The organism is Burkholderiales bacterium (assembly GCA_015075645.1).
Lineage (GTDB): Bacteria > Pseudomonadota > Gammaproteobacteria > Burkholderiales > Casimicrobiaceae > VBCG01.
Map to the genome: position 1 here is coordinate 510070 of JABTUF010000002.1, position 26156 is coordinate 536225.

Genomic DNA, 26156 nt, shown 5'->3' on the forward strand with positions numbered 1-26156 from the left:
GCCCGTCCAGCGCCTCGCGCGAGGCTCAGTTCGCGAACTTGATGCCCTGCTCCTCGAAGTACTTCTTCGCGCCCGGATGCCAGGGAAGCGGCGAGCCGACCGCCTGGTAGCGCAGGTCGATGTTGCCCGCCTCCTTGTGGACCGCGACGAGTTCGGGCTTCTTCTCCATCAGCGTCTTGACGATCTGGTAGGCCATGTCGTTGCTCATCTTGTCGCTCGTGACCAGGATGTTCCAGACGTCGATGTTCTCGACCGGCTTGTCCTGCCCGGCGTAGGCATTCGCCGGGATGACGCCCTTGACGTAGAGCGGACCGTACTTCTGGTTCATCGCGGCGATCGCCTCGGAATGGTCGATCAGCTTCACCTTGACGCCGGGCGTCGCGGCCAGGTCGGTGATCGCGGCGGTCGGCACGCCGCCGACCCAGAAGAACGCGTCGATCTTCCGGTCCTTGATCGCGTTGACGCTCTCGGCCGCCCCGAGGCGCTCCTGATGGATGTCCTTCTTCGGGTCGATGCCCACCGCCTCGAGCACCCGCAGCGCCATCACCTCGACGCCGCTGCCCGGCGAGCCGGTCGACACGCGCTTGCCGCGCAGGTCGGAGAGCTTGTTGATGCCCGACCCCTCGACGGTGACGACCTGCATCCGGTTCGGGTAGAGCACCATCAGCGTGCGCGCCGCGACCGGGGCGTCCTTGAACTTGCCGGTGCCCTTGTACCCGTCCCACGCCGCGTCGACCATCGAGAAGCCGACCTCCGACTTGCCGCTGGCGATGAGCTTCAGGTTGTCGACCGAACCGCCGGTGACCTCCGCGGTCGCGGTCATGCCCGGCACGTACTTCGACAGGATGTTCGCCATCCCGCCGCCGAGCGGATAGTAGACGCCGCCGGTGCCGCCGGTCGTGATCGAGATCTGGTTCTGCGCCTGTGCGAGCGAAGGCAGCACCGCAGCCGCGGCGAAGGCGATAGCGGCCGCGGCCGCGCGAGTCCATGCGTACATGCTTGAAGCCTCCAGGAGTCGGACCGGCGGAGCGTGCATCGCCGGCTGGCGGCGCCCTCGCCCGGGCGGCCGCGTTCGTCGCGGTCCGCTTCGGGTCGGGACGGCCTGCCGTTTCGGTCGCGCGAGTGTACCGCAGAACCCGGCTGCAACCGGCCTTGTCCCCGCTGGCGGCAGGGTCGAGACCAGCGCATCGTCGGACGACGGCGCGCCCGACGATCGCGCGGCGTCCCGGTCGCGCGGCAGTCCGGAAACTACGCCGCGCCGGACAGGTCGGGCGTCAGGCGCGCGCGGCGCTCGAGCACCGACACGCGCAGCGGGAACGCGCCGTCGCGCCGGTCGAGGAAGAACTGCCGCAGCGTCCGGACGATGGTCCGGAAGGCGAGGCGTTCCCACGGCACCTCCTCCTCGCGGAACAGGCGCACCTCGAGGCTCTCGGGACCCGGCCCGTACGCCTCGCCCGACAGGCGCGCGCGAAACATCATGTAGACCTGGCTGATGTGCGGAAGACTGATCACCGTGTAGAGATCGTCCATCTCGACGCGCGCGCTCGCTTCCTCGAGCGTTTCGCGTGCCGCGCCCTGCTCGAGCGTCTCGCCGTTCTCCATGAAGCCCGCCGGCAATGTCCAGAGGTCGCGCCGCGGCTCGATCGCGCGGCGGCACAGCAGCACCTCGTCTCCCGCGGTCACGAGGCAGCCGACGACGATCTTCGGGTTGCGGTAGAAGATCGCGCCGCAGGCCGCGCAGACGTCGCGCGGCGCGCTGTCGCCCTCCGGCACCTTCCACTCGATCCGCGCCGAGCCGCAGTCGCAGCAGTACTTCACGCGCCCACCCGCAGGAACTGCGCGCGGTAGTGCCGCAGTTCGTCGATCGACTCGTGGACGTCGGCGAGCGCCGTGTGCTTCGATTCCTTGGCGAAGGCCTTCGCGACCTCCGGCGCCCAGCGGCGCGCGAGTTCCTTCAGCGTCGACACGTCGAGGTTGCGGTAGTGGAAATGCTCCTCGAGCGCGGGCATCCAGCGGGCGAGGAACCGGCGGTCCTGGCAGATCGAGTTGCCGCACATCGGCGAGGCCTTCGCCGGCACGTGCGCGCGCAGGAAGGCGAGCGCGGCGGCCTCCACGGCCCCCTCGTCCAGCGCCGACGCCTTCGCCTTGTCGATGAGCCCCGAGCGCCCGTGGGTGCCGCGGTTCCACGCATCCATCGCGTCGAGCGTCGCGTCCGCCTGGTGGACCACCCAGACCGGCGCCTCGGCGATCGTCGCGAGCGAGGCGTCGGTCACGACCAGTGCCACCTCCAGGATGCGGTCGCTGTCGGGCCTGAGGCCGGTCATCTCGAGATCGATCCAGATCAGCCGGTCGTCGGCGGCGGCAACGGGCGGGGAAGCCATCGGTCGAGGCAGCGCAGGCGCCGCTGTCGTAGAATGAATCGGGCATTTTCGCACAGCCGACGACACCGATGTCCGCCGCAGCGTTCTCGCAGGTCTTCCTCGCCGCGCTCGCGCTCGCGTTCGCCGTCGAGACCTGGCTCGCGCTGCGCCAGGTCGCGCACGTGCGCGCGCACCGCGACCGCGTCCCCGCCGCGTTCGCCGGGCGCATCGGGGCCGACGCGCACCGCCGGGCCGCCGACTACACGATCGCGCAAACGCGCCTCGCGCTCGTCGCGTCCGCCGCGAGCACGCTCGCGATCCTCGCGCTGACGGTGGGCGGCGGCATGCGACGGCTCGTCGATGCGACCGGGCGGATCGACGTCGCGCCGCTCGTTCAGGACCTCGCGCTCGTCGTCGCGGTCGCGCTCGTCTTCGCCGCGGTGTCGCTGCCGTTCTCCGCATGGCGCACCTTCGTCGTCGAGGCGCGCTTCGGATTCAACCGCACGACGCCCGCGACCTGGTTCGGCGACCTCGCGAAGGGCGCCGTCGTCGCCGCGCTGCTGGGGCTGCCGCTCGTCGCGGCACTGATCGCGCTCATGCGCGGCGCGGGCAGCGCGTGGTGGCTCGCCGCGTGGGCGGTCTGGATGGCCTTCCAGCTCCTCGTCGCCTGGGCCTTCCCGACGCTGATCGCGCCGCTCTTCAACCGGTTCACCCCGATGCCGGAAGGTCCGATGCGCACGCGCGTCGAAGCCCTGCTCGCGCGCTGCGGCTTCGCATCGCGCGGACTCTTCCTGATGGACGGTTCCAAGCGGTCGAGCCACGGCAACGCCTATTTCACCGGCTTCGGCCGCGCGAAGCGCATCGTCATGTTCGACACGCTCGCCGAGCGGTTGTCGCTCGACGAGACCGAGGCGGTCCTCGCGCACGAACTCGGGCATTTCAGGCTGCGGCACATCGCCAAGCGCATCGGCTGGTCGGCGGCCGTCTCGCTCGCGGTCTTCGCGCTCCTCGCCTGGCTCGCCGGATCGGCCTGGTTCTGGGAAGGCCTGGGCGTCGCGTTCGAGCCGGTTCGCACGGGCGTCGTGCTCGTCCTGTTCGCGCTCGCGCTGCCGGCGTTCACGTTCCTGCTCGCGCCGATCGGCGCGTGGTACTCGCGCCGGCACGAGTACGAGGCCGATGCGTTCGCGGCCGGACATGCCTCGGGCGCGGCGATGGTGACCGCGCTCGTGCGGCTCTACGAGGACAACGCCGCGACGCTCACCCCCGACCCGCTCCATTCGGCGTTCTACGATTCGCACCCGCCGGCGGCGCTGCGCGTGGCGCACCTCGAGGCCCTGCTCGCGCGCTCAGCGGCCGCGCTGGCGCCCGCCCGATGAACGCGCATCGCCTCTCGACGGCGCTGGCGGCATGCGCGGCCGCCGCCGTCGGCGTCGCAACGGCGGTGGTCGCGGTGGCGCAGGCCGGCAAGCCCTACGCTTCGGGCAACGCCGCGGCGGGCATGGTGCTCGCGGACAAGGCGTGCAACGCGTGCCACGCACGACTCCACGACGGCAATGCCACGCGGATCTACACGCGGCCGGATCGCCGCGTGAAGACGCCCTCGCAGCTCGCCGCGCAGGTCGCGTACTGCAACACCCAGCTCGGCCTCTCGTACTTCCCCGAGGAGGAGGCCGACCTCGCCCTCTACCTCGACCGCGAGTACTACCGGTTCCCCTGACCCTCCGATGACGGCGACGCTCGCCTCCCTCGCTGCGCTCCCGATCCGCGCCGGGGCGCCGAAGGCCGACGACGCGGGCGTGGCGCGCGCGCTCGACGCGCTTCCCGGGTGGACGACCGCCTCGGGCCAGCTCGTGAAGACCTACGCGTTCGCCGACTGGCGCGCGGCGATGGCGTTCGCGAACCGCGTGTCGGAACTCGCGAACGAGGTCGACCACCATCCGGATCTCGCCATCGGCTGGGGTCGTTGCACCGTCGCGTGGTCGACGCACGACGCAGGAGGCATCACCTCGAACGACCTCGCCTGCGCCGCCCGCACCGAAGCGATCGCGGCCCGCGAGGGCGCACGCGTCGGATGACCGTGCGCGGCATGCCCGCTCCGGGCGGGCGAAGCGCGCGCCAGGGCCTGGTCGTCGCCGCCTGGCGCCGCCGGTACGCGGTTCGCCCGGACGGCGGCGGCGACGCCGTCGAATGCGTGCTCAAGGGTCGCCGCACGGTGGTCGCCTGCGGCGATCGCGTGACCTTCGAGCATGCCGCAGGCGGCGACGCGATCGTGTCGGTCGAGCCGCGGACCTCGCTCCTCTACCGCTCCGACGCCTTCCGCGAGAAGGTGCTCGCCGCGAACGCGACGCAGGTCATCGGCGTGGTCGCGCCCGACGTCGCCGTCGACGAGAACCTGCTCAACCGCTGGATCGTCGCTTCCGAACTCGAGTCCTGCCGTTTCGTGCTGTGCGCGAACAAGGACGACCTCCCGGGCTTCGACGCGCTGTGCGAGCGCCTCGCACCGTACCGCTCGCTGGGCTACGCGGTCGTCGAATGCTCCGCCGTGCGGTCGGTGGCCGCGCTCGAAGTCGCGCTCGCTGGCCATCGCAGCGTGCTGATCGGGCAGTCCGGCATGGGCAAGTCGACGCTCTTGAACGCGCTCGTGCCGCATGCGGATGCGCGCACCGGGACGGTGTCGGCCGCGCTCGGCGGCGGCCGGCACACGACCACCGAGACCGTCCTCCACCCGTTGAACGCGGACGCATCGTCGTGGATCGTCGATTCGCCCGGCATGAAGGTGTTCGGGCTCGCGCATGCCGATCCGGACGCGCTGGCGCCGGCGTTCGTCGAGATGCGCCCGCTCATCGGCGCCTGCCGCTTTCGCGACTGCCGCCACGACCGCGAACCGGGATGCGCGGTCCGCGCGGCGGTCGACGAGGGTCGGATCGCGCCGCAGCGCCTCGCGCTCCTCCACGCCCTGCGCGACGAGGCCCTGCACGCCCGCGACCCCGCGCGTTGAGACGACACCCGCCAGGCAGATGGCGCAGCTCCGGCGCGGGCGGGTTACGGGAGCAGGTTCGCGATGGTGACGAGCAGGATCACCGCGAGCCAGAGGACGAGCGCGCGCCAGACGAGGCCCACCGCGGACGGCAGGATTTCGGGCTCGACCGCCTCGCCGATGCCGAGTTCGGGACGCCACTCCGGCGCGCCCGCGGGCCGCGGCAGCGGACCGCCGAGCACCACGCCCAACGCGCCCGCGCCGCTCGCGAGGACGATGCCCATCGCGCGACCGCCCTCCTCGCGCGCCCAGGCGGCGGCCTGCGAACGCCAGCTCGCCACCGCATCCTCGAAGTCGCCCACTGCCGCGAACGCGATCGCCGTGAGGCGCGCGGGGATCCAGTCGAGCGCGTCGAGCAGGCGCCGCGCCGGCCGGCCGAAGGTCTCGCGCTCGCGCGCGGGCGGCGCCACGTCCTCGCCGCGCACGAGCGGCGCCCACTCCTGCGCGAGCCTGGCCGCGGACCGGTAGAGCACCGCGCCGACCGGCCCCGGCAGCACGGTGAACCAGAACAGCACCGCGAAGACCTGCCGATACGCATCGGCGAGGCCGCGCTCGATCGCGAGCCGCGCGACATCTCCCGAGCCGAGCTCGGTGGACACGCGCCCGCGCCACGCGCCGAGCGCCCGTCGCGCCGCGGCGAGGTCGTTCTCCCGGAACGCCGCGACGATGGCCGACACCGCGTGGCTGAAGCGGCGAAAGCCCATCAGCGCATAGAGCACGGCAACGTTGAGCGCGAGCGAAGCGAGCGGATGGAGCGCATCGAGCGCCCACCACGCGAGCCCGACCACGACGAGCGGCGGCACGATCGCGATCGCCGCGGCGACCACGCCCTGCGCCGTCGTGCCGCCGTTGTAGTCGCGCTCGATCCGGTGCGCCCTCCGCACGAACGCGCGCTCGAGCGCCGCACGCCAATCCGGCGCGCGCCACTGCTCGAGTCCGAGCGCGGCGAGGATGGCGAGGAGGTTCACGCGGCGGCGCCCGCTACGTCTTCAGTTCCGGCCGGTCGCGGTACTGCTCGAGCGCCTCGGGATTCGCCAGCGCATCGAGGTTCTTGACCGGCCGGCCGTGCACGACGTTGCGCACGGCGAGTTCGACGATCTTGTTGCTCTTGGTCCGCGGGATGTCGGTGACCTGCACGACCTTCGCCGGCACGTGGCGCGGCGTCGTGTTGACGCGGATGTGCTTCTGGATGCGGTCGATGAGCGCGGCGTCGAGCACGAGGCCCTCGCGCAGCTTCACGAAGAGCACGACGCGCACGTCGCCGATCTCGCCGGGCGGCCAGTCCTGGCCGATGACGAGGCTCTCCTCGACCTCGTCCAGCTGCTCGACCTGCCGGTAGATCTCGGCCGTGCCGATGCGCACGCCGCCCGGATTGAGCGTCGCGTCGGAGCGCCCGTGGATGATCGCGCCGCCGTGCGCCGTGATCTCCGTGTAGTCGCCGTGGCACCACACGCCCGGGAAGCGCTCGTAGTACGCGGCGCGGTACTTCGCGCCGCCGGGATCGTTCCAGAAACCGATCGGCATCGACGGAAACGGCTTCGTGCAGACGAGTTCGCCGCGCTCGCCGCGGCCCGGAGGCACCGGATGGCCCTCCTCGTCGTAGACGTCGACCGCCATGCCGAGCGACGGGCACTGGATCTCGCCGCGCCACACCGGCAGCGTCGGGTTGCCGAGCACGAAGCAGCTCACGATGTCGGTGCCGCCCGAGATCGAGGAGAGCGCGAGGTCGTCCTTCACCGCCTGGTAGACGTAGTCGAAGGACTCGGGCGCGAGCGGGCTGCCGGTCGACAGCATCGTGCGCAGCGTCGCGAGCGCGTAGTCCTTGCGCGGAACGAGGGCGATCTTGCGCAACGCGTCGATGTACTTGGCCGACGTGCCGAAGTGCGTCATGCGCTCCTCGTCGGCGTAGTCCCACAGGATCCTCCCGGCGCGCACGAACGGCGACCCGTCGTAGAGGAGGAGCGTCGCGCCGGAAGCGAGGCCCGACACGAGCCAGTTCCACATCATCCAGCCGCAGGTCGTGTAGTAGAACAGGCGGTCGCCGCGCTTGACGTCGCAGTGCAGCCGGTGCTCCTTCACGTGCTGCAGCAGCGTCCCGCCCGCGCCGTGCACGATGCACTTGGGCACGCCGGTCGTGCCCGACGAGTACAGGATGTAGAGCGGATGCGCGAACGGGAGTTCCGCGTAGACGATCGGCCCCGCCGCGAACGGCGCGAGGAAATCGTTCCAGGCGACGCCGCCGCGCAGCTTCGAGAGATCGCCCGACCCGGCGTCGCCGCCGAGGTAGGGCACGACGACGACGCGCTCGACGCTCGGGAGCTTCGCCACGATCTCGGCGACCTTGTCCGCGATCGGGATCGCCTTGCCGTTGTACCAGTAGCCGTCGACGGTCACGACCACCTTCGGCTCGATCTGGCCGAAGCGGTCGAGCACGCCCTGCACGCCGAAGTCCGGGGAGCACGACGACCAGATCGCGCCGAGCGACGCGCCAGCCAGCATCGCGGCGACCGTCTCCGGGAGGTTCGGCATCATCGCCGCGATGCGATCGCCCGGCCCGACGCCGGCTCCCGCCAGCGCCTGCTGGACGCGCGACACCGCCTGGTGGAGCGCGGCGTGCGACCAGCGCGCGCGCGCCTTGTCCTCGCCGCGGAACACCAGCGCGTCGCTCGTGTCGTCGCGCGCCCGGCGCTCGAGGAGGTTGCGGGCGAAGTTGAGCGTCGCGTCGGGGAAGAAGCGCGCGCCGGGCATCTGGTCGCGATCGACCACGACGCGGCTCCCCGCATCGCCGAGCATGGCCGCGTCGTCCCAGACCTCGCGCCAGAACGGCTCGGGCGAATCGATCGACCAGCGCCACAGCGCGGCGTAGTCGGCGAAGCGCACCCCGTGATGCGCCTCAGAGCGCCGCGTGAACGCGGTGATGAGCGCATCAGCGACTCGTCCGGGCGTCGGGGTCCACAGCGGCGTGCTGGTCGGCATCGGAAGACGCTCAGGTGGCCGCGGGCTCGCGCGCGAGCGCGGCGATTCGCGCAGGCAGCGGTACCGATCGGCCGCTCGCGAGATCGATCCAGACGATCTTCGCGGCGCCCTCCGCGGCTCGAACGCCCGCGCAGTCGAGTTCGTAGCGGCTCGCGATCGACGAGCGGCCCGGCTCGCCCAGGTACATCCGCACCTCGACCTCGCCCGGATAGACGAGCGGCACGAGGAAGGTGCAGCTCGCGTTCACGATCACCGGGCCGGTGCCTTCGCGGTAGTCGCCCGCCTGCGCGAACACCCACTCGATGCGCGTCTGCTCCATGAAGCGGAAGTAGACGGTGTTGTTCACGTGACCGAGCGCGTCCATGTCGCCCCAGCGGATCGGCTGGCGCGAGGTGTGGACGAGGGAACGCGGCGCGGACACGGTCGCAACGAGTCGCATGGAGCGGCGGCAACCGCCATTATAATTCCGCTCTCCCCCTTCGGCCCGCGCAACCGACTTCCGGCGCGCGGACACCCTCGCGAGGCCCGACGCCATGACGCGCGAATCGATGGACTACGACGTGGTGATCGTCGGCGGCGGCCCGGCGGGTCTCGCCGCGGCGATCCGCCTGAAGCAGCTCGCCGCGTCCGCCGGACGCGAGGCGTCGGTCTGCGTCCTCGAGAAGGGCTCGGAGATCGGCGCCCACATCCTCTCCGGAGCGGTGATCGACCCGCGCGCGCTCGCCGAACTCGTCCCCGACTGGCAGGCGCAGGGCGCGCCGCTCGACACGCCGGTCACCGACGACCGCTTCCTGATCCTCACCGCGGACAAGGCGTACCGCATTCCGGCCTGGGCGATGCCGAAGACGATGGACAACCACGGCAACGTCATCGCGAGCCTCGGCAACCTGTGCAAGTGGCTCGGGGCGAAGGCCGAGGAACTCGGCGTCGAGATCTATCCCGGGTTCGCCGCCGCCGAAGTGCTCCACGACGACCGGGGCGCGGTCGCCGGAGTCGCGACCGGCGACATGGGCATCGCGAAGGACGGCTCGCACAAGCCGGACTACCAGCAGGGCATGGAACTGCGCGCGAAGTACACGCTCTTCGCCGAAGGCTGCCGCGGATCGCTGTCGCAGGAGATGATGAAACGGTTCAACCTGCGCGACGGCGTCGATCCGCAGAAGTACGGCATCGGCCTGAAGGAACTCTGGCAGGTCGATCCCTCGAAGCACCGCAAGGGCCTCGTCGTGCACAGCCAGGGCTGGCCGCTCGACGCCCGCACCGGCGGCGGCTCGTTCCTCTACCACTTCGGCGACGGCCTCGTGTACGTCGGCTTCGTCGTGCACCTCAACTACGAGAACCCGCACCTCTCGCCGTTCGACGAGTTCCAGCGCTTCAAGACGCACCCGGCGATCCGCGACACCTTCGCCGGCGGCAAGCGCCTCGCCTACGGCGCGCGCGCGATCTCCGAGGGCGGGCTGCAGTCGGTGCCGAAGCTCGCGTTTCCCGGCGGCGCGCTCGTCGGCGACGCGGCGGGGTTCCTCAACGTGCCGCGCATCAAGGGCACGCACAACGCGATGAAGTCGGGGATGCTCGCGGCCGAAGCGGCGTTCGCGGCGCTCGGCGCGGGCCGGAGCCACGACGAACTCGCGGACTACGACGCCGGGTGGCGGAAGTCCTGGATCCACGACGACCTGTGGAAGGTCCGCAACGTGAAGCCGGGGCTGCGCTGGGGCACGTGGCTCGGTTCGCTGCACGGCGGCTTCCACATGTGGATGAACGACCTCGGACTGGGCAAGCTCGTGCCCTGGACGCTGCGCCACGGCAAGCCCGACTGCGCGTCGCTGAAGCCCGCCGCGCAGATGCCGCGCATCGAGTATCCGAAACCCGACGGCACGCTGACCTTCGACAAGCTCTCGTCGGTGTTCCTGTCGAACACCAACCACGAGGAGGACCAGCCGTCGCACCTCAGGCTGCGCGACCCGGCGATTCCGGTCGCGGTCAACCTCGCCGTGTACGACGGACCGGAGCAGCGATACTGCCCCGCGGGCGTCTACGAGTTCGTCGCGAACGAAGGCGGGGCGGGCAAGCGCCTGCAGATCAACGCGCAGAACTGCGTGCACTGCAAGACCTGCGACATCAAGGACCCGCGCCAGAACATCCACTGGGTCGTGCCCGAAGGGGGCGGCGGGCCGAACTACCCGGGAATGTAGCCGCGCCCGTCGGCGCCTTCATGCCCGACGCGGCGTCGCGGCCGATTCGGCCGCCGGCCACAGCCACGCCGCACCGCGCACGCCGCTCGAATCGCCGTGGCGATTGCGCACGAGCCTCGTGTCGACCCGATCGGAGAACACCCACGGCCCCCACAGCCGCGGAACGCTGGCGTAGAGCCGTCCGAGGTTCGAGAGGCCCCCGCCCAGCACGATCACGTCGGGATCGACGAGGTTGATCACGTGCGCGAGCGCGCGGGCGAGGCGTTCCTCGTAGCGCAGGAGCGTCGCCTCGCAGGACCGGTCGCCCGCCGCCGCGCCCGCGAGGATCGCCTCCGGCGTCGCTTCGGTGAGCGTGGCCGCGCGATGGTCGCGGACCATGCCCGGGCCCGACAGGAAGGTCTCGATGCAACCGGAGCGTCCGCAGAAGCACGTCGCGCCCGGCCGCTCGTCGTCGCGCGGCCAGGGCAGCGGGTTGTGGCCCCACTCGCCGGCGATGCCGTTCGGGCCGTCGAGCGCGCGGCCGCGCACCACGATGCCGGCGCCCACGCCGGTACCGAGGATCACGCCGAACACGACCTCCGCACCCTCGCCGGCACCATCGGTCGCCTCCGAGAGCGCGAAGCAGTTCGCGTCGTTGGTCACCCGGACCTCCCGGGCGAGGCGCGAGGACAGGTCCTCGCGGATCGGCCGGCCGTTGAGGCACACGGAATTGGCGCCGCGCAGGAGTCCGCTCGCCCGCGAGATCGATCCAGGCGTGCCGACGCCCACGCTCGCGCGTTCGCCCAGCGCCCGCTCGGCATCGCGCACGAGCGCCGCGATCGCGTCCAGCGTGGCGCCGTAGTCGCCCTGCGGCGTGGGTACGCGATGGCGCAACCGCTCGCGCCCGTGGCGGTCGAGCGCGATCGCCTCGATCTTGGTCCCGCCGAGGTCGACCCCGACGCGATAACCGGATGGGCCCGCTCCTTCGTCCGCGGCAGGCTGGTCGCGATGCGCCATCCGCCGATCATAGCCGCACCCGTGTCGCGAACGGTTGCGCGCGGCTGGCCCATGGCCGAAGATGGCGGTTTCATCCTCCGGGGATCCCGTCCATGCGCCCGTTCCGTCTCGCCGTCGCCCTCGTCGCGTTCGCCGCGCCGCCCGCCTTCGCGCAGCTCAACGTGATCTGTCCGGTGCAGGCGGAGTGGTGCAACCTCGCCGCCACCGAGTTCGAGAAGGAGACCGGGATCAAGGTCTCGATGACGCTCAAGGGTTCGGGCGAGGCGTTCGCGCAGATTTCGGCCGAGCGCGCGAACCCGAAGCTCGACCTCTGGTACGGCGGCACCGGCGACCCGCACCTGCAGGCCGCCGAGCAAGGGCTGACGGACGAGTACCGTTCGGCGCGGCTCGCCGAACTGCAACCGTGGGCGCGCAAGCAGGCCGAGGCGTCGAAGTTCCGCACCGTCGGCATCTACCTCGGGATGCTCGGCTTCGGCTACAACACCGAACTCCTCGCGAAGAAGAAGGTCGCCGCGCCGGCCTGCTGGCGCGACCTGGTGAAGCCGGAGTTCAAGGGCGAGGTGCAGATGGCGAACCCGAACGCGTCGGGCACCGCCTACACGATGATCGCGACGATCGTGCAGCTGATGGGCGAGGAGGCCGCCTTCAACTACCTGAAGGCGCTGCACATGAACATCAACCAGTACCCGCGCTCGGGAGTCGCGCCGGTCAAGGCGGTGGCGCGCGGCGAGACGACGGTGTCGATCTCGTTCATCCACGACGTCGTGACCGAGGCGCAGGCCGGCTTTCCGGTGAAGGCGGCCGCGCCCTGCGAGGGCACCGGCTACGAGATCGGCTCGATGTCGATCGTCAAGGGCGCGCGCAACCTCGACAACGCGAAGAAGTTCTACGACTGGGCGCTGACGCCGAAGGCGCAGGCGCTGGGCGCGAAGGCGAAGCAGTTCCAGCTTCCGTCGAACGTCGCGACGCCGGTGTCGCCGCTCTCGCCGAAGACCGCGGACGTCAAGCTCATCGACTACGACTTCGCGAAGTACGGGACCTCCGCCGAGCGCAAGCGCCTGCTCGAGCGCTGGGACCGCGAGGTCGGCTCGATCGCCCGGTAGTCGAATCCCCCGCGCCCGCCTCCGGAGCCTCCGATGATCCGTCGCCTCGCGCTGGCCGCGCTCGCCGCGGCCCTGTCCCCGTTCGCGCTCGCGCAGGGGAGCCTCAACCTCTACTGCAGTTCGCCCAACACCGCGTGGTGCCAGGGCATGGCGGTCGGCTTCGAGAAGGCGACCGGCACCAAGGTCGCGGTCATCCAGAAGGCCACCGGCGAGATGCTCGCGCAGATCAAGGCCGAGCGCGACAACCCGAAGGGCGACATCTGGTGGGCCGGGCCGGGCGACAGCTACCTGCAGGCCGCCGAGGAGGGCCTTCTCGACGAATACCGATCGCCGAACGTCGCGCAACTCTACCCGTGGGCCCAGCGCATCACCGAGGTGTCGAAGGGGCGCGTCTCCGGGGTCTACGGCGGCATCATCGCGCTGGGCTACAACACCGAGGTCGTCGCGAAGCGCAACCTGCCGGTCCCCGCATGCTGGAAGGACCTCGTCGACCCGCGCCTCAAGGGCGAAATCATGTTCGGCAACCCGAATTCCTCGGGCACCGCCTACCTGATGCTCGCGACGCTCGTGCAGGTGATGGGCGAGGCGCAGGCGTTCGACTACCTGCGCCGCGTGCATCCGAACGTCAACCAGTACGCACGCTCCGGCATCGGCCCGATGACCGCGGTCACGCGCGGCGAGACCGCGATCGGCAGCACGGTGCTGCATGGCGTCATCAACGAGATCGTGCGCGGGTATCCGGTGCTGCCGGTCCTGCCCTGCGAAGGCGTCGGCTACGAGATCGGGTCGACGGCGATCATCAAGGGCACGCGCAACCCGGAGGCAGCGCGCAAGTTCGTCGACTTCGCGTTGTCGGCGGCCGGCCAGCAGATCGGCCTCGACGTGAAGGAGTACGCGATCCCGACCCACCGCGGCGTCGCGCTCCCGCCGCAGGTGCCGAAGCTCACCGACATCAAGGTGATCGACTACGACTTCGCGAAATTCGGCTCGTCCGCCGAGCGGCGCCGCCTGCTCGAGCGCTGGGAGAAGGAAATCAACTCCCTTCCGCGATAGGCGCGGGACGTGCGACCGCCGCTGCCGTGCGAGCGCGTTGTCGGGCGCGCATCCGACGGCCGAGGGTCCTGATCCGTGCCTGACAGCCGCGGCGGCAAGGCATTGGCGGGCTGGCTCGCGGCCGGCGCCATCGGCTACCTGCTTCTGCCGTGGTACGCCCTGCAGGATTCGGTGCTGTCGGCCGGCTGGGTCGTCCACTGGCTCTCGAAGGAGAACGCGCCGGCATGGTGGCAAGCGCTGGCCTGGCAGAAGCCCTGGTTGTGGCCCACCGGCGCGCTGCTGGCCGCCTGCGCGCTGGCGGCGTACGGCATGCGCGACCGCCGCACGCGTCTGCGCGCGAACGCGCTGATCGTTCTCGGCACCACCGGCTTCGTCTACACGCTCTCGCAGGGCTTCGCGATCGGTCCGCGCGGCTGGGCGGGCGAGGCGCTCGCCTCCGCCTTCGGCGCGCTGTCGACCGGACAGTTCGGCATGGGCGCGGGCGCCTCGCTCGTGCTCGCGTCGTTCGCGATGATCGCCGCGCTCGGACTTTCCGCGCGCGGAGCGTTCCGCGGCGATGCGTTCGTCGCGACGAGCGTGGTCGCCGTGACCGCGCTCGTCGGTGTCTTCACGTTCTTCCCCGTCGTGAAGATCCTGCTCTCGGCGTTCGAGGACGCCGGCGGCGCGTGGTCGCCCGTCGCGTTCGCCGGGCGGCTCCTCACCGCCAAGATCTGGGGCATCGGCTGCCTCGGCGGGGGCACCCGCTGCGGCGTCGCGTGGAACACGCTCGTGCTCGCGCTCTCCACCGCGCTCGCCTGCACCGCGCTCGGCCTCGCGTTCGCGCTGATCGCCACCCGCACCGCGTTCCGCTACAAGCGCCTGCTGCGCGTCATGAGCGTGCTGCCGATCATCACCCCGCCGTTCGTGATCGGTTTGGGCCTCATCCTGCTCTTCGGCCGCTCGGGGCTCGTGAACCAGATGCTCGAGGCGGTGTTCGGCCTCACGCCGACGCGCTGGATCTACGGTTACCCGGGCGTGCTGCTCGCGCAGGTGTTCGCGTTCACGCCGATCGCGTTCCTCGTGCTGATCGGCGTGGTCGAAGGCATCGCGCCGTCGATGGAAGAAGCGGCGCAGACGCTCCGCGCGGACCGCTGGACGACGTTCTCGACCGTCTCGCTGCCGCTGATGCGCCCCGGACTCGCCAACGCGTTCCTGATCAGCTTCATCGAGTCGATCGCCGACTTCGGCAACCCGATCGTGCTGGGCGGCAACTTCGGCGTGCTGTCGACCGAGATCTTCTTCTCGGTCGTCGGCGCGCAACTCGACCAGGGACGCGCCGCCACGCTCGGCCTCCTCTTGCTCGGCTTCGCGCTCGCCGCGTTCTTCGTCCAGCGCGCGCTCCTCGGGCGCAAGGTCTACACGGCCATGTCCGGCAAGGGCGACTCGGGGCTCCCCGCCCCGCTGCCGAACGGCGTGCGCCGCCTGTGCTACACGGTCGTGATGCCCTGGGTGCTGCTCACCTTCGTGATCTACGCGATGGCGCTCGCCGGCGGATTCGTCGAGACCTGGGGCCGCGACTACACGCCGACGCTGCGGCACTACATCAAGGCCTTCGGCCTCGAATGGGGTCCGTCCGGGCTCATCTGGGCCGGCGCGGCGTGGAACTCGTTCTGGACGACGATATCGCTCTCCGCGATCGCCGCGCCGCTCACCGCCGGCCTCGGCATCCTCGCGGCGTGGCTCATCACGCGCCAGCGCTTCGCCGGACGTTCCGCGTTCGAGTTCGGCACGATGCTGTCGTTCGCGATTCCCGGCACCGTCATCGGCGTGTCCTACATCGTCGCGTTCAACGTGCCGCCGATCGAGATCACCGGCACCGCCGTCATCCTCGTCGCCTGCAACGTGTTCCGCAACATGCCGGTGGGCGTGCGCGCCGGCATGGCGTCGATGGCGCAGGTCGACGGCAGTCTCGACGAGGCCTCGACGACGCTCGGCGCGCGCGGCTTCACGACGCTGCGCATGGTGCTGCTGCCGCTGCTGAAGCCCGCGATCGTCGCGGCGCTCGTGTACTCGTTCGTGCGCGCGGTGACGACGGTCTCGGCGGTGATCTTCCTCGTGTCCGCCGACTACGAATGGGCGACCACCTACATCATCAACCGCGTCGTCAACGGCGACTACGGCGTGGCGATCGCCTACAGTTCGGTCCTGATCGTGCTGATGATCGCGGTCATCGCGCTGATCCAGAAGCTCGTCGGCGAGCGCCGCCTCGGCCGCCGTGCGGCGGGCGCGGTCCGCGGTGGCGTCGCCCAGATCGGCAGCGCGGCATGACGGAGGATTCGCCCCGATGAGCGCCGCGTCGATCGAGTTTCGCCGGGTGGTCAAGCGCTACGGCGAGGTGGTGGCAGTGGACGGCGTGTCGTTCACCGTCGCGCCGGGCACGCTCGTCACGCTCCTCGGCCCTTCCGGCTGCGGCAAGACGACGATTCTGCGGTTGGTGGCCGGCCTCGAACTGCCGTCGGAAGGCCGCATTCTGATCGGCGAGCGGGACGTGACCGAGGTCGGGGCCGCGGACCGCGACGTCTCGATGGTGTTCCAGAGCTACGCGCTCTTCCCGCACATGAGCGTGCTGCAGAACGTCCGCTACGGGCTCGTGGTCTCGGGGATGAAGGCCGCCGACGCGGACGGACGCGCGCGCGACGCGCTCGCGACCGTCGGACTCACCGGGTACGACGACCGCCTGCCCTCGGAACTCTCCGGCGGCCAGCAGCAGCGGGTCGCGGTCGCGCGCGCACTGGTGCTCGAGCCCTCGGTGCTGCTGTTCGACGAGCCGCTGTCGAACCTCGACGCACGGCTGCGCCGCCAGATGCGCGAGGAGATCCGCGACCTGCAGCAGCGCCTCGGGCTCACCGTCGTCTACGTGACGCACGACCAGGCCGAGGCGATGGCGGTGTCCGATCGCATCATCGTGATGAACCGCGCGCAGATCGCGCAGGAAGGCGCGCCGCGCGACCTCTACGAGCGCCCCGGCGATCCGTTCGTGGCGGGCTTCATGGGCGACGCCAACCGCGTGCGCGGCACGCTCGCCCACCGCGACGGCGACTTGGCCGACGTCGCGCTCGGGCCGGTCACGCTGCGGCTCGCCCACCGCGGCCTCGCCGACGGCGAGGTGGAGGTCGCGATCCGTCCCGAGGCGATCGCGCTGGTCGACGCAGCGGACGCTCCGATCCGCGCAACGGTGAAGAAGGCGGCCTACCTCGGCGGCTCGATCGAGTACACGCTCGACACCGCGCTCGGCGAACTCTTCGTCGTGTCGCTCGCGGTCGACCGGCCGCGCGAGGTCGGCTCCGACGTGGGCGTGCGCCTGTCGACGCACGGCATCGTGGCGATACCGCCCGGCGCGCCCGGCGCCGACCCGCCGCGCTGACGCGCGGCCGGCGCCCTCAACCCGCGGGAAGTACGGTCAGAACGCGTCCGCGGAGAGCGCGAGCGCGGCCTCGCCGCCCCCGGTCGCGAGCGCCTCGTGCGCCGCGGCGAGCGGCAGCAGCGCGTCCGCGTAGTAGCGCGCCGTCGTCACCTTCGCCCGCAGGAACTCGTCGTCGCCTCCGCCCGCGGCGAGCTTCGCCTTCGCGATCTCGGCAGCGCGCGCCATCTGCCAGCCACCGGCGACCACGCCCCACAGGCGCAGGTAGGCGACCGATCCGGCGAGCGCGAGGCGCGGATTCGCTCCGTACGACGATGCGATCCACGCGATCGCACGGTCGAGCGCGGCGACCGCGGTCGCGAGCTTCGCGCCGATCGTGCGCAGGTCGGCGTCCGCGTTCGCCGCGAGCCGTGCGGCGACCGCGCCGATCTCGGCGGCGACTGTCTTCGCGACGGCCCCGCCGTCGCGCGCGGTCTTGCGGCCGACGAGGTCGTTCGCCTGGATGCCGGTCGTGCCTTCGTAGATCGTCGTGATGCGCGCGTCGCGGAAGTGCTGCGCCGCGCCGGTCTCCTCGATGAAGCCCATGCCGCCGTGCACCTGGATGCCGAGCGAGGCGACCTCCTGCGCGACCTCGGTCCCGTGCCCCTTGACGATCGGGATCATCAGGTCGACGAACGCCTGGTGGCGCGCGCGCGCCGCGGCGTCCGGGTGGCGCTTCGCGTTGTCCATCGCCGCGCCGGTCACGTAGGCGACGGCGCGTATGGCCTCGGTGTGCGCGCGCATCGTCATCAGCATGCGCCGCACGTCCGGATGCTCGATGATCGCTCCGGTCGTCGCGCCTTTCGCCGCCCCGACCGCACGGCCCTGCACGCGCTCGCGCGCGTAGGCGACCGCGCGCTGGTAGGCGCGCTCGGAGATCCCGACACCCTCGAGGCCCACCGAGTAGCGCGCGAGGTTCATCATCACGAACATGTACTCGAGCCCGCGGTTGGGCTCGCCGACGATCCATCCGGTCGCGCCGCCGGCCTCGCCGTAGGCCATCACGCAGGTCGGGCTCGCGTGGATGCCGAGCTTGTGCTCGATGGACACCGCACGGACGTCGTTGCGCCGGCCGGGCTTGCCTTGCGCGTCGGGCACGAACTTCGGCACGACGAAGAGCGAGATGCCCTTGACGCCCTCGGGCGCGTCGGGGAGACGCGCGAGCACCAGATGCACGATGTTCTCGGTGTAGTCGTGCTCGCCGTAGGTGATGAAGATCTTCTGCCCGGTGACGAGATAGGTTCCGTCCGGCTGCGGCACCGCTCGCGTGCGCACCGCCGCGAGATCCGAACCCGCCTGCGGTTCGGTCAGGTTCATCGTGCCGGTCCATTGGCCGGACACCATGTTCGGCAGGTAGCGCCGCTTCAACTCGTCGGAGCCGTTGCGCTCGATCGCCTCGATCGCACCCTGCGTCAGCATCGGGCAGAGGTCGAACGCCATGTTCGATGCGTGCCACATCTCCTCGACCGCCGAGGCGACGATCTCGGGCAGTCCCTGCCCGCCGAACTCGGGGTTCTTGCCGAGTCCGTTCCAGCCGCCCTCGACGAACTTCCAGTACGCGTCCTTGAATCCCGCGGCCGTGCGCATCGAGCCGTCTTCGAGGAGCCGTGTGCTGGAGCGGTCGCCGGTGCGGTTCAGCGGCTCGAGCACGTCAGTCGCGAACTTGCCCGCCTCCTCGAGGATCGCCGCAACGGTCGCCGGATCGGCGTCGCCGCAGCCCGGCAGGGTCGCGACCTGCGCGAGTCCGGCCAGTTCGTTCTGGACGAAGGCCATCTCGTGGAGGGGCGCACGGTAGCTGCTCATCTCGAATCCTCGACGTTCAAGCGTAGATCGCGAGGGTAGCGCGGCGATTCTAGAGTGCGCGCTCCAAACGCACGCTGGCGTGCACAGCGCATCAACGCTCCGGCAGCGCGGCGGTGAACTGCGGCAACAGTTCGAACAGGTCGCCCACCAGCCCGTAGTCGGCGATCTGGAAGATCGGCGCCTCCGCGTCCTTGTTGATCGCCACGATCACCTTGCTGTCCTTCATCCCCGCCAGGTGCTGGATCGCCCCCGAGATCCCCACCGCGATGTAGAGCTCCGGCGCCACGATCTTCCCCGTCTGCCCCACCTGGTAGTCGTTGGGCACGTAGCCCGCGTCCACCGCCGCCCGCGAAGCCCCCAGCGCCGCGTTCAGCCGGTCGGCCAACGGCTCCAGGAGCTTGCGGAAGTTCTCCCCGCTCCCCAGTCCCCGACCCCCCGAGATCACGATCCGCGCACTGGCGAGTTCCGGACGCTCCGACTTCGTGAGCTCCTGCCCCACCACCTTCGCCCCCACCGCCGCAGGCCCGGTCGCCGCGATCCCCTCCACGGGGGCGCTGCCTCCGCCTCCCGCCGCGTCGAACCCGGTGGTGCGCACCGTCACCACCTTGACCTGGTCCCCCGAGCGCACCGTCGCGAACGCGTTGCCCGCGTAGATCGGCCGCACGAACGTGTCCGCACCCTTCACCGCGGTGATGTCCGACACCTGCGCCACGTCGAGCTTCGCCGCCACCCGCGGCATCACGTTCTTCCCCGTCCCGGTCGCCGCCGCCACCAGGTGCGTGCAGCCCCCCGCGAGCGCGAGAATCTGCGCCGCCAGGTCCTCCGCCGTCGGCCGCGCGAAGTGCGCCCCTTCCGCGTGCAGCACCTTCGCCACCCCGGCGATCCCCGCCGCCTCCTGCGCCGCCCCCCCGGCCTCGTGCCCGGCCACCAGCACGTGGATCGGGCCTCCCATCTGCGCCGCCGCCGTCACCGCATGGCGGGTCGCCGCCTTCACCCCGGCGTGGTCGTGTTCGGCAAGCACCAGAATCATCGCAGCACCTTCGCCAAGTCTCGTGAGAACAATCGATCCGGCAGCCGCCGAATCCTACGAAATCACCTTCGCCTCGTCGCGAAGCTTCGCCACCAGTTCGGCCACGTCGGCCACCTTGCCCCCACCCTGGCGCTTCGGCGGGTCCACCACCTCGACGGTCACCAGCCGCGGCGCCACGTCCACCCCGAGACCCGCCGGGTCGACCGTCTCCAGCGGCTTCTTCTTCGCCTTCATGATGTTGGGCAGCGTCGCGTAGCGCGGCTCGTTCAACCTCAGGTCGGTCGTGATCACCGCCGGCAGACCCATCTCCACCGTCTCCAGACCCCCATCGACCTCGCGCTTCACCGTCGCCTTGCCCCCCGCGATCTCCACCTTCGAGGCGAACGTCGCCTGCGGCCAGTCCAGCAGCGCCGCCACCATCTGACCCACCTGGTTCGCGTCGTCGTCGATCGCCTGCTTCCCCAGGATCACCACCTGCGGCGACTCCCGCTTCGCCACCGCCGCCAAGAGCTTCGCCACCGCCAGCGGCTGCAACTCCGCCTCGCTCTGCACCAGGATCGCCCGGTCCGCCCCGATCGCCAGCGCCGTGCGCAGCGTCTCCTGGCAGGCCGCCACCCCGCACGAGACCACCACCACCTCGCTCGCCACCCCGCGCTCCTTCAGCCGCACCGCCTCCTCCACCGCGATCTCGTCGAACGGATTCATCGACATCTTCACGTTCGACGTGTCCACCCCCGAACCGTCCGGCTTCACCCGAACCTTCACGTTGAAATCGACGACACGCTTCACCGGAACGAGGATCTTCATGGGCAGGCGATCGAATGGAGTGGGACGGCGCAGGCGGGTATCGCGAAGTCCGGGGCCGAAGCGCATGATGATTCGGCGTTGGCGCCCGCGTTCCCGTTCTCCGCTCGTCGGGTGCAGGGCGGACAGGGGTGCGAACCGGGATTCGACGAAGATTATATCGCCGGCCCGGGATCGCGAACGGTTACACTGCGCCCCGCGTGCCGGCGGACGCCGGCGGGAGGTCCGATGACCCTCACCTCACCCTCCGACATCCAGCGCCTGTTCCAGCACGTTCCCCACCGCTATCCGTTCGTGCTCGTCGATCACATCGACGCATGCGAAGCCGGGGCGTGGGTCCGCGCGCGCAAGCACGTGTCGTTCGACGAACCGTATTTCGAGAACGTCGCGGACACGCGGCCCTCGATGCCGCCGACGCTCGTGGTGGAGGCGCTGGCGCAGGCCGGCGGCGTCCTGTGCCTCTGCTCCGGTCTCTCGAAGCCGGAGGGCGGTTCGATCACCTACCTCGCCGGCATCGACCACACGCGTTTCGAGCGGCCGGCGTACGCGGGCGACACCCTGGCGCTCGAGTGCCGGATCGACCGGGCGCTGCGGGGCGTCGTGCGGATGACCGGACGCGCCACCGTCGACGGCGAACTCGTCGTCGAGACGCGCCTCACCGTCGTGGTTCGCGACCGCGAATAGCCCGGTCGCGCGCCTCACGCCGCGAGGAAATCGCCGACCAGCGGCCAAAGCGTCTCGCGCATCCGCGAGCGGAAGAAGCCGAAGTGACCGACCTTCGGCAGTCCGATTCTCGCGGGATCGACGCGCCGCTCCTCGAAGCGGCAGTTCCGGAACAGGGCGACGATCCTCGCGGTGGCCTCTTCCGTCGCGAACGGATCGTCGCCGACCGAGACGACCAGCGCGTTCGCGCGAAACGCATCGAAGCGCGCGACGACGTTGGCGATGCGTTCGGTGTCGGGGGATCCGTCCGGGCGTTTCAGGTACCACCAGGGCTCGGGCTTGCGCCGGCGCGCCCAGTCCCGAGCGACCCCGGCCGGGAGGTCGGAAGGCAGTCCGAACGGACGGCCCGGAACATACCCGGTGAACCGCGCCAGCAAGGGCATCGCGACGTGCCACGCGGCGTACATCGGCAGGCGAACCCGCGGAGCGTAATCGCGCCAGTACCCGGTGTGCGCGCCGACCAGCGCCAGCCGATCGACGTGCTCGCCGCGCGGGGCGAGTCCGGCGACGAAACCGCCGATGCTGTGGCCGAGCACGGTGAGCTTAGATGTCGGGAACCGGGCTCGCATGACGTCGAGGATTGCGGCACAATCCTTGCTTCCCCAGTCCTCGACCGTCGCCTCGAAGCCCTTGAGTCTGGCTGGGCACGACGACCCGATGCCGCGATAATCGTAGGTGAGCGTCGGCGCGCCACGATCGGCGAGCCAGGCCGCGAAGCGATCGTAGTAGCGGGCCGGAATGCCCGCCCCGGCGTTGACGACGACGATGTGGGCGGACGAAGGATCCGCGGAGGACGTCCAGAGGGTCGCCCCGAGCGGGAAGCCGTCGGTGGCAGGCACGACGAAGGACTGTGCATGCGCCATGTTCTGCGGCGAGGACGGCCTCGCCGAGTCCGGAGTTGTTCCGCGTTGCCCTGGTGGGCCGCAACGGAGGAATCGAAAGTGCCTGAATCGCGGTTTGCGTCGGTTGCTTCGCTGCGATTGCCCGCGAGGGCGGCGGACGCCGCGGCGCGAAGTCGCCTCGTGCTCGGCGCGAATGGCGACGCCGGGGCGCTGTCGCTCGCCACCGATTCCCCCGCGTCCGCACGCTAGGATGCCACACTGACCGCGACGAGCACGATGGCCCGCCCTTCACCGCCGCCCGTGTCGCAGTCCCCGAGCCCGCCGGGACGTCTGCGCGCGCTGCTCGCCCGCGCGGACCGGCCGGAACTCGAACAGGCGGTCCTGCGGGTCTCGATCGTCGCGCTCGTCTACGTCTACGTCTGGTGGACCGTTTGGCGCGATGGCAGGCTCGACCCGATCGAGCGCGAGTTCGTGCTGGTGTGCGGCGCGATCGTCGCGCTGTCGGCCCTCCTGCTGGCCGGCGTCCTCAAGGGCGGAAAGTCGCGCATCCGGCGCGCGATGGGCATTCTCGCGGACAACGCGGCGGTCACCTACTGCCTGATCCGGATGGACGAAGGCGGCGCCGTGCTGCTCGGCGTGTACCTGTTCGTCGCGTTCGGCAACGGGTTCCGGTTCGGGCGTGCATACCTGTACGCGGCGCAGGTCGCGGCGATCCTGGGATTCGTGCTCGCGCTCTGGCTCTCGCCGTTCTGGTCGCAGCACCTGGGCATCGGCACCGGCTTCCTGATCGCGCTCCTGGTCCTCCCGCTCTACGTGGGGGTGCTGTCGCAGCGGATCACCGAGGCGAAGCGACGCGCGGACGAGGCGAACGCGGCCAAGGGACGGTTCCTCGCCAACGTGAGTCACGAGATGCGCACGCCGCTGAACGGCGTCATCGCGATGGCCGACGTGCTGCGCGAGACCAGCCTGAACGAAGCGCAGAGCGAGATCGTCGAGACGATGATGACCTCGGCCAACCTGCTGCTCGCCCAGATCGAGGACGTGCTGGACATGGCCAAGATCGAGGCCGGGCGCGTCGCGATCGAGGTGCGCCCGTTCGATCTCGGCAAGCTGGCGACCGGTACCGTCAAGGTCATGCTGCCGCAGGCGCGCTACAAGGGACTCGCGATCAATACCGAGATCGACGCTTCCGCCGCGCGCTGGTTCGAAGGCGATGCGCACCACATCCGGCAGATCCTGCTCAACCTCCTGTCCAACGCCGTCAAGTTCACCGAGACCGGCGAGATCTCGCTGCGCGTTCGCGCAGCCGACGACGGCGAATCGCGCTCGGTCGTGCGCGTCGAGGTCCAGGACACCGGGATCGGCATCCCCGAGGCGAAACAGGCGGCGATCTTCGAACCGTTCACCCAGGCGGACGACTCGGTCACGCGTGTCTATGGCGGCACCGGCCTCGGCACGACGATCGCGCGCCATCTGGTGATGCTGATGGGCGGCCGGATCGGGCTCGCGAGCACCGTGGGCAAGGGGAGCCTCTTCTGGTTCGAACTGCCGCTCGCGCACGCGGAACCCCGGGGATTGGACCTCACGACCGACCTCTCCGACGCGACGCGCACCGCCGCGGCGACGATGCAGGCGTCGACGACCGGCGGCGCGAGCACGAAGGTGCACAAGATCCGCGGCGCGCGCATTCTCGTCGCCGAGGACAACGCGACCAACCAGCGCGTCGCCCAGCTGATCCTCGAAAGCGGCGGCCACCTCGTGACCCTGGTCGACAACGGAGAAGCGGCGCTCGATGCGCTGGAGCGCGGCGGCTTCGATCTCGCGCTTTTCGACCTCTCGATGCCGGTCGTGTCCGGCCTCGAGGCGCTCAAGCTCTACCGCTTCACGACGTCCCGCCCGATCCCGGTGCTCATCTTGTCGGCGAACGTGACCACCGAGGCGATCGCGGAGTGCGAACGCGCCGGCGCCGCGGAGTTCATGCCGAAGCCGCTTCGGGCCTCGCTCTTGCTCGACGCGGTCGAGCGCCATCTCGCAACGGACGCCGACCGCGCGGCGGCGCCCCCGCCCGAACGCGTCGAGGACCGCCCGTCGCTCACGGTCGTCGAGACGCCGCCGCTCGACCCGTCGGTGCTTTCCGACCTCGTGAAACTGTCCACCGACCCGTCGTTCATCGATCGCCTGCTGCGCGGCTTCAAGGGCGATACCGAGCGCCTGGTGCGCGAGATCGGCGACGCGCTGGCGTCGCGCCGCTATGACCTCGCGAAGGATGCCGCGCACGCGCTCAAGGGCGGGGCGGCGTCGGTCGGTGCGATGCAACTGTTCCAGATCGCCTCGCGCATCGACAAGGCGGCGCACGAGCAGTTGCGGCTGCGCGCGGTTCCCTGGACCGAGGAACTGGTCAGCGCGGCGAACCGCGCGCGACTCGCGATCGACGAGCACCTCGACGCACGCCGGCAGCAGGGGCTGGGCGGCGGCGACGCGTAGCGGCACGACACGGACGGCGGCAACGGATGCGAACCGGCGGCGACCCCCCGCCGCCCTGCCGCATTCCCGCCGACGAGCCCGACCCGGTCCCTCCGCGCCCCGATGCCCGCCGCGTCGCGCGGCGGACACCGCATCGCCGTCGCTCAGTCGCCGAAACCGACGGCGAGCGGCACGACGTTCGTCGCCGCGCCTTCGGGCACCTGGATCCGCTGCTGCGCGCGCACCAGCCGGTCCATCATCCGGAGATCGCGCTCGGTGAGACGAAGCGCCGCATCGGCCCACACTTCGACGACGCGCACGAGTTCCTCGTGCGTGAGCGGATTCATCTCCTTCGCGATCGCCTCGATGCCGCGCCGGCCGTTGCCGGAGCGCTGGTGCTTGCGCACGTAGCTCTCGACCGCGGCCTCGCCGGTTCCGGTCGGCGTGATCACGTCGACCACGCCCAGGTCGTAGAGCTGGCGCGCCGTGTAGACCGCGCCGCTGGTGATCAACTCCTCCGTCGTGCGCCGGCCCACCTTGCGCGACAGGAAGCTGTACGCGCCCATGCCCGGGAAGAGGTTGAACAACACCTCCGGGAATCCCATCCGCGCGTCCTCCTCGGCGATCAGCACCGACGAGCCGAGCGCGCACTCGAAGCCGCCGCCCAACGCCTCGCCCTGCACGAGCGCGATCGTCGTCAGCGGAACGTTCGCGTTCTTCCACCAGCGGAAGAGGACATCGACGCAGGCGCGGCCGTAGTGCGCGAGCGTCGTGCGCTCGCGGCGCTCGATCGCTGCACGGAACAGCGCGAGGTCGCCGCCGAGATTGAACACGCCGGGCAGGCGCGACGCGATCACCGCATAGTGCACCGGCGCGACGCGCCCGCGCTCGTCCGCCATCGTGCCGCCCGAGTTCTCGATCGAGTCGACGTAGGCCGACAGGTCGGCGAGCAGATCGCGATTGAAGCAGGCGCGCGGCCGCGGGTTCATCCAGGCCCAGTAGATGCCGCGCTCGGCGTCGAAGCGCGTGTCGAGCTGGTCGTAACGGGGCTGCGAAAGATAGCGGGCTTCGGCAAAGGCGTTCATGCAAGGCTCCCTGGGGGTAGGAGATGTGGCGAGGGTGAAGGCGGATGCAGATGGGACGCCACGGATTGTGGCAAACAAGAATGGCCGGTGCAAACTGTCCATCGCCGGGATTACGCCGAATCAAGGAATTCCGCGGGGAAACTCGACCAAGGAACAACATGCTACTGCATATTGTAGCCTACTATATGTCTGCGACGAACCACCCCGCAGTCTCCGATTTCCACTACCGGTAGCGGTCCGACTCCCCGGG

Annotated in this window: 23 protein-coding genes; 11 read left to right on the forward strand and 12 right to left on the reverse strand. The window is 70.6% G+C overall.

Annotation, left to right across the window (positions count from 1 at the left end; genetic code table 11):
* Positions 1-25: 25 nt before the first annotated feature.
* From HS109_05800 to orn, 3 genes are all read right to left on the reverse strand, one after another.
* Positions 26-997: a TAXI family TRAP transporter solute-binding subunit gene (locus HS109_05800; GenBank protein ID MBE7521883.1), complete on the reverse strand. Its 972-nt coding sequence runs from the start codon at positions 995-997 to the stop codon at positions 26-28.
* Between the two features lie 251 nt (positions 998-1248).
* On the reverse strand, positions 1249-1818 hold the full coding sequence (locus HS109_05805) for an NUDIX hydrolase (GenBank protein ID MBE7521884.1): 570 nt from the start codon (positions 1816-1818) through the stop codon (positions 1249-1251).
* Complete coding sequence (gene orn / locus HS109_05810; GenBank protein ID MBE7521885.1) at positions 1815-2381, reverse strand: oligoribonuclease; 567 nt, start codon at positions 2379-2381, stop codon at positions 1815-1817. Before orn ends, HS109_05805 begins: the two co-directional genes overlap by 4 nt.
* A gap of 68 nt (positions 2382-2449) precedes the next feature.
* Between orn and HS109_05815 the strand changes: the two genes are divergently transcribed.
* From HS109_05815 to rsgA, 4 genes are read left to right on the forward strand one after another with little or no spacing between them, the layout of a single operon-like run.
* On the forward strand, positions 2450-3736 hold the full coding sequence (locus HS109_05815; protein ID MBE7521886.1) for a M48 family metallopeptidase: 1287 nt from the start codon (positions 2450-2452) through the stop codon (positions 3734-3736).
* Positions 3733-4077 (forward strand): cytochrome c, encoded by a 345-nt coding sequence (locus tag HS109_05820; protein MBE7521887.1) that lies wholly within the window; start codon positions 3733-3735, stop codon positions 4075-4077. Before HS109_05815 ends, HS109_05820 begins: the two co-directional genes overlap by 4 nt.
* Positions 4078-4084: 7 nt before the next feature.
* Positions 4085-4435, forward strand: coding sequence for a 4a-hydroxytetrahydrobiopterin dehydratase (locus tag HS109_05825; protein ID MBE7521888.1), 351 nt, complete (start codon positions 4085-4087; stop codon positions 4433-4435).
* A gap of 11 nt (positions 4436-4446) precedes the next feature.
* A complete protein-coding gene (gene rsgA, locus HS109_05830) occupies positions 4447-5358 on the forward strand; it encodes a ribosome small subunit-dependent GTPase A (protein MBE7521889.1) in 912 nt (303 codons plus the stop codon).
* A 44-nt stretch (positions 5359-5402) separates the two neighbouring features.
* Here rsgA and HS109_05835 read toward each other — a convergent pair whose 3' ends face one another.
* Genes HS109_05835 through HS109_05845 form a run of 3 tightly spaced genes read right to left on the reverse strand, consistent with a single transcriptional unit; the run spans position 5403 to position 8812 of the window.
* Entirely contained in the window at positions 5403-6365 is a 963-nt protein-coding gene (locus tag HS109_05835; protein ID MBE7521890.1) for a CobD/CbiB family protein, read from the reverse strand.
* Positions 6366-6378: 13 nt separating this feature from the next.
* Positions 6379-8373, reverse strand: a complete 1995-nt coding sequence (locus HS109_05840) for an acetoacetate--CoA ligase (GenBank protein MBE7521891.1) — start codon at positions 8371-8373, stop codon at positions 6379-6381.
* A 10-nt stretch (positions 8374-8383) separates the two neighbouring features.
* On the reverse strand, positions 8384-8812 hold the full coding sequence (locus HS109_05845; GenBank protein ID MBE7521892.1) for an acyl-CoA thioesterase: 429 nt from the start codon (positions 8810-8812) through the stop codon (positions 8384-8386).
* 94 nt (positions 8813-8906) lie between these two features.
* Here HS109_05845 and HS109_05850 point away from each other — a divergent pair, with 94 nt between their 5' ends.
* Complete coding sequence (locus tag HS109_05850) at positions 8907-10565, forward strand: electron transfer flavoprotein-ubiquinone oxidoreductase (GenBank protein ID MBE7521893.1); 1659 nt, start codon at positions 8907-8909, stop codon at positions 10563-10565.
* A gap of 18 nt (positions 10566-10583) precedes the next feature.
* On the opposite strand, the gene HS109_05855 is transcribed toward HS109_05850, so the two are convergent.
* Complete coding sequence (locus HS109_05855; GenBank protein ID MBE7521894.1) at positions 10584-11561, reverse strand: ROK family protein; 978 nt, start codon at positions 11559-11561, stop codon at positions 10584-10586.
* Between the two features lie 92 nt (positions 11562-11653).
* On the opposite strand from HS109_05855, the gene HS109_05860 reads away from it, so the two are divergent.
* From HS109_05860 to HS109_05875, 4 genes are all read left to right on the forward strand, one after another.
* The gene (locus HS109_05860; protein ID MBE7521895.1) at positions 11654-12664 is read left to right on the forward strand and encodes an ABC transporter substrate-binding protein; all 1011 of its coding nucleotides are present in this window, start codon (positions 11654-11656) and stop codon (positions 12662-12664) included.
* Positions 12665-12697: 33 nt separating this feature from the next.
* Positions 12698-13717, forward strand: coding sequence for an ABC transporter substrate-binding protein (locus HS109_05865; GenBank protein MBE7521896.1), 1020 nt, complete (start codon positions 12698-12700; stop codon positions 13715-13717).
* A gap of 102 nt (positions 13718-13819) precedes the next feature.
* Positions 13820-16024 (forward strand): iron ABC transporter permease, encoded by a 2205-nt coding sequence (locus HS109_05870; protein ID MBE7521897.1) that lies wholly within the window; start codon positions 13820-13822, stop codon positions 16022-16024.
* A 16-nt stretch (positions 16025-16040) separates the two neighbouring features.
* Complete coding sequence (locus HS109_05875; protein ID MBE7521898.1) at positions 16041-17120, forward strand: ABC transporter ATP-binding protein; 1080 nt, start codon at positions 16041-16043, stop codon at positions 17118-17120.
* A 36-nt stretch (positions 17121-17156) separates the two neighbouring features.
* On the opposite strand, the gene HS109_05880 is transcribed toward HS109_05875, so the two are convergent.
* The 3 genes from HS109_05880 to HS109_05890 all read right to left on the reverse strand — a co-directional run bounded on the left by HS109_05880 (position 17157) and on the right by HS109_05890 (position 20796).
* Entirely contained in the window at positions 17157-18959 is a 1803-nt protein-coding gene (locus tag HS109_05880; GenBank protein ID MBE7521899.1) for an acyl-CoA dehydrogenase, read from the reverse strand.
* A gap of 91 nt (positions 18960-19050) precedes the next feature.
* On the reverse strand, positions 19051-19989 hold the full coding sequence (locus HS109_05885) for an electron transfer flavoprotein subunit alpha/FixB family protein (protein ID MBE7521900.1): 939 nt from the start codon (positions 19987-19989) through the stop codon (positions 19051-19053).
* A gap of 54 nt (positions 19990-20043) precedes the next feature.
* Entirely contained in the window at positions 20044-20796 is a 753-nt protein-coding gene (locus HS109_05890) for an electron transfer flavoprotein subunit beta/FixA family protein (GenBank protein ID MBE7521901.1), read from the reverse strand.
* A gap of 225 nt (positions 20797-21021) precedes the next feature.
* On the opposite strand from HS109_05890, the gene fabZ reads away from it, so the two are divergent.
* The gene (gene fabZ / locus HS109_05895) at positions 21022-21477 is read left to right on the forward strand and encodes a 3-hydroxyacyl-ACP dehydratase FabZ (GenBank protein MBE7521902.1); all 456 of its coding nucleotides are present in this window, start codon (positions 21022-21024) and stop codon (positions 21475-21477) included.
* A gap of 14 nt (positions 21478-21491) precedes the next feature.
* Here fabZ and HS109_05900 read toward each other — a convergent pair whose 3' ends face one another.
* Positions 21492-22379, reverse strand: a complete 888-nt coding sequence (locus HS109_05900; protein MBE7521903.1) for an alpha/beta fold hydrolase — start codon at positions 22377-22379, stop codon at positions 21492-21494.
* Between the two features lie 255 nt (positions 22380-22634).
* Between HS109_05900 and HS109_05905 the strand changes: the two genes are divergently transcribed.
* On the forward strand, positions 22635-24842 hold the full coding sequence (locus tag HS109_05905) for a response regulator (GenBank protein ID MBE7521904.1): 2208 nt from the start codon (positions 22635-22637) through the stop codon (positions 24840-24842).
* 143 nt (positions 24843-24985) lie between these two features.
* On the opposite strand, the gene HS109_05910 is transcribed toward HS109_05905, so the two are convergent.
* Positions 24986-25906, reverse strand: a complete 921-nt coding sequence (locus HS109_05910) for a crotonase/enoyl-CoA hydratase family protein (GenBank protein ID MBE7521905.1) — start codon at positions 25904-25906, stop codon at positions 24986-24988.
* Between the last annotated feature and the right edge of the window lie 250 nt (positions 25907-26156).

Excerpts from the sequence above, each read along its gene's own strand:
- HS109_05800 (MBE7521883.1), bottom strand. The coding sequence starts at position 997 with ATGTACGCATGGACTCGCGCGGCCGCGGCCGCTATCGCCTTCGCCGCG.
- orn (MBE7521885.1), bottom strand. The coding sequence starts at position 2,381 with ATGGCTTCCCCGCCCGTTGCCGCCGCCGACGACCGGCTGATCTGGATC.
- HS109_05815 (MBE7521886.1), top strand. The coding sequence starts at position 2,450 with ATGTCCGCCGCAGCGTTCTCGCAGGTCTTCCTCGCCGCGCTCGCGCTC.
- HS109_05820 (MBE7521887.1), top strand. The coding sequence starts at position 3,733 with ATGAACGCGCATCGCCTCTCGACGGCGCTGGCGGCATGCGCGGCCGCC.
- HS109_05825 (MBE7521888.1), top strand. The coding sequence starts at position 4,085 with ATGACGGCGACGCTCGCCTCCCTCGCTGCGCTCCCGATCCGCGCCGGG.
- rsgA (MBE7521889.1), top strand. The coding sequence starts at position 4,447 with ATGCCCGCTCCGGGCGGGCGAAGCGCGCGCCAGGGCCTGGTCGTCGCC.
- HS109_05840 (MBE7521891.1), bottom strand. The coding sequence starts at position 8,373 with ATGCCGACCAGCACGCCGCTGTGGACCCCGACGCCCGGACGAGTCGCT.
- HS109_05845 (MBE7521892.1), bottom strand. The coding sequence starts at position 8,812 with ATGCGACTCGTTGCGACCGTGTCCGCGCCGCGTTCCCTCGTCCACACC.
- HS109_05850 (MBE7521893.1), top strand. The coding sequence starts at position 8,907 with ATGACGCGCGAATCGATGGACTACGACGTGGTGATCGTCGGCGGCGGC.
- HS109_05855 (MBE7521894.1), bottom strand. The coding sequence starts at position 11,561 with ATGGCGCATCGCGACCAGCCTGCCGCGGACGAAGGAGCGGGCCCATCC.
- HS109_05860 (MBE7521895.1), top strand. The coding sequence starts at position 11,654 with ATGCGCCCGTTCCGTCTCGCCGTCGCCCTCGTCGCGTTCGCCGCGCCG.
- HS109_05865 (MBE7521896.1), top strand. The coding sequence starts at position 12,698 with ATGATCCGTCGCCTCGCGCTGGCCGCGCTCGCCGCGGCCCTGTCCCCG.
- HS109_05875 (MBE7521898.1), top strand. The coding sequence starts at position 16,041 with ATGAGCGCCGCGTCGATCGAGTTTCGCCGGGTGGTCAAGCGCTACGGC.
- HS109_05880 (MBE7521899.1), bottom strand. The coding sequence starts at position 18,959 with ATGAGCAGCTACCGTGCGCCCCTCCACGAGATGGCCTTCGTCCAGAAC.
- HS109_05885 (MBE7521900.1), bottom strand. The coding sequence starts at position 19,989 with ATGATTCTGGTGCTTGCCGAACACGACCACGCCGGGGTGAAGGCGGCG.
- HS109_05890 (MBE7521901.1), bottom strand. The coding sequence starts at position 20,796 with ATGAAGATCCTCGTTCCGGTGAAGCGTGTCGTCGATTTCAACGTGAAG.
- fabZ (MBE7521902.1), top strand. The coding sequence starts at position 21,022 with ATGACCCTCACCTCACCCTCCGACATCCAGCGCCTGTTCCAGCACGTT.
- HS109_05900 (MBE7521903.1), bottom strand. The coding sequence starts at position 22,379 with ATGGCGCATGCACAGTCCTTCGTCGTGCCTGCCACCGACGGCTTCCCG.
- HS109_05905 (MBE7521904.1), top strand. The coding sequence starts at position 22,635 with ATGGCCCGCCCTTCACCGCCGCCCGTGTCGCAGTCCCCGAGCCCGCCG.
- HS109_05910 (MBE7521905.1), bottom strand. The coding sequence starts at position 25,906 with ATGAACGCCTTTGCCGAAGCCCGCTATCTTTCGCAGCCCCGTTACGAC.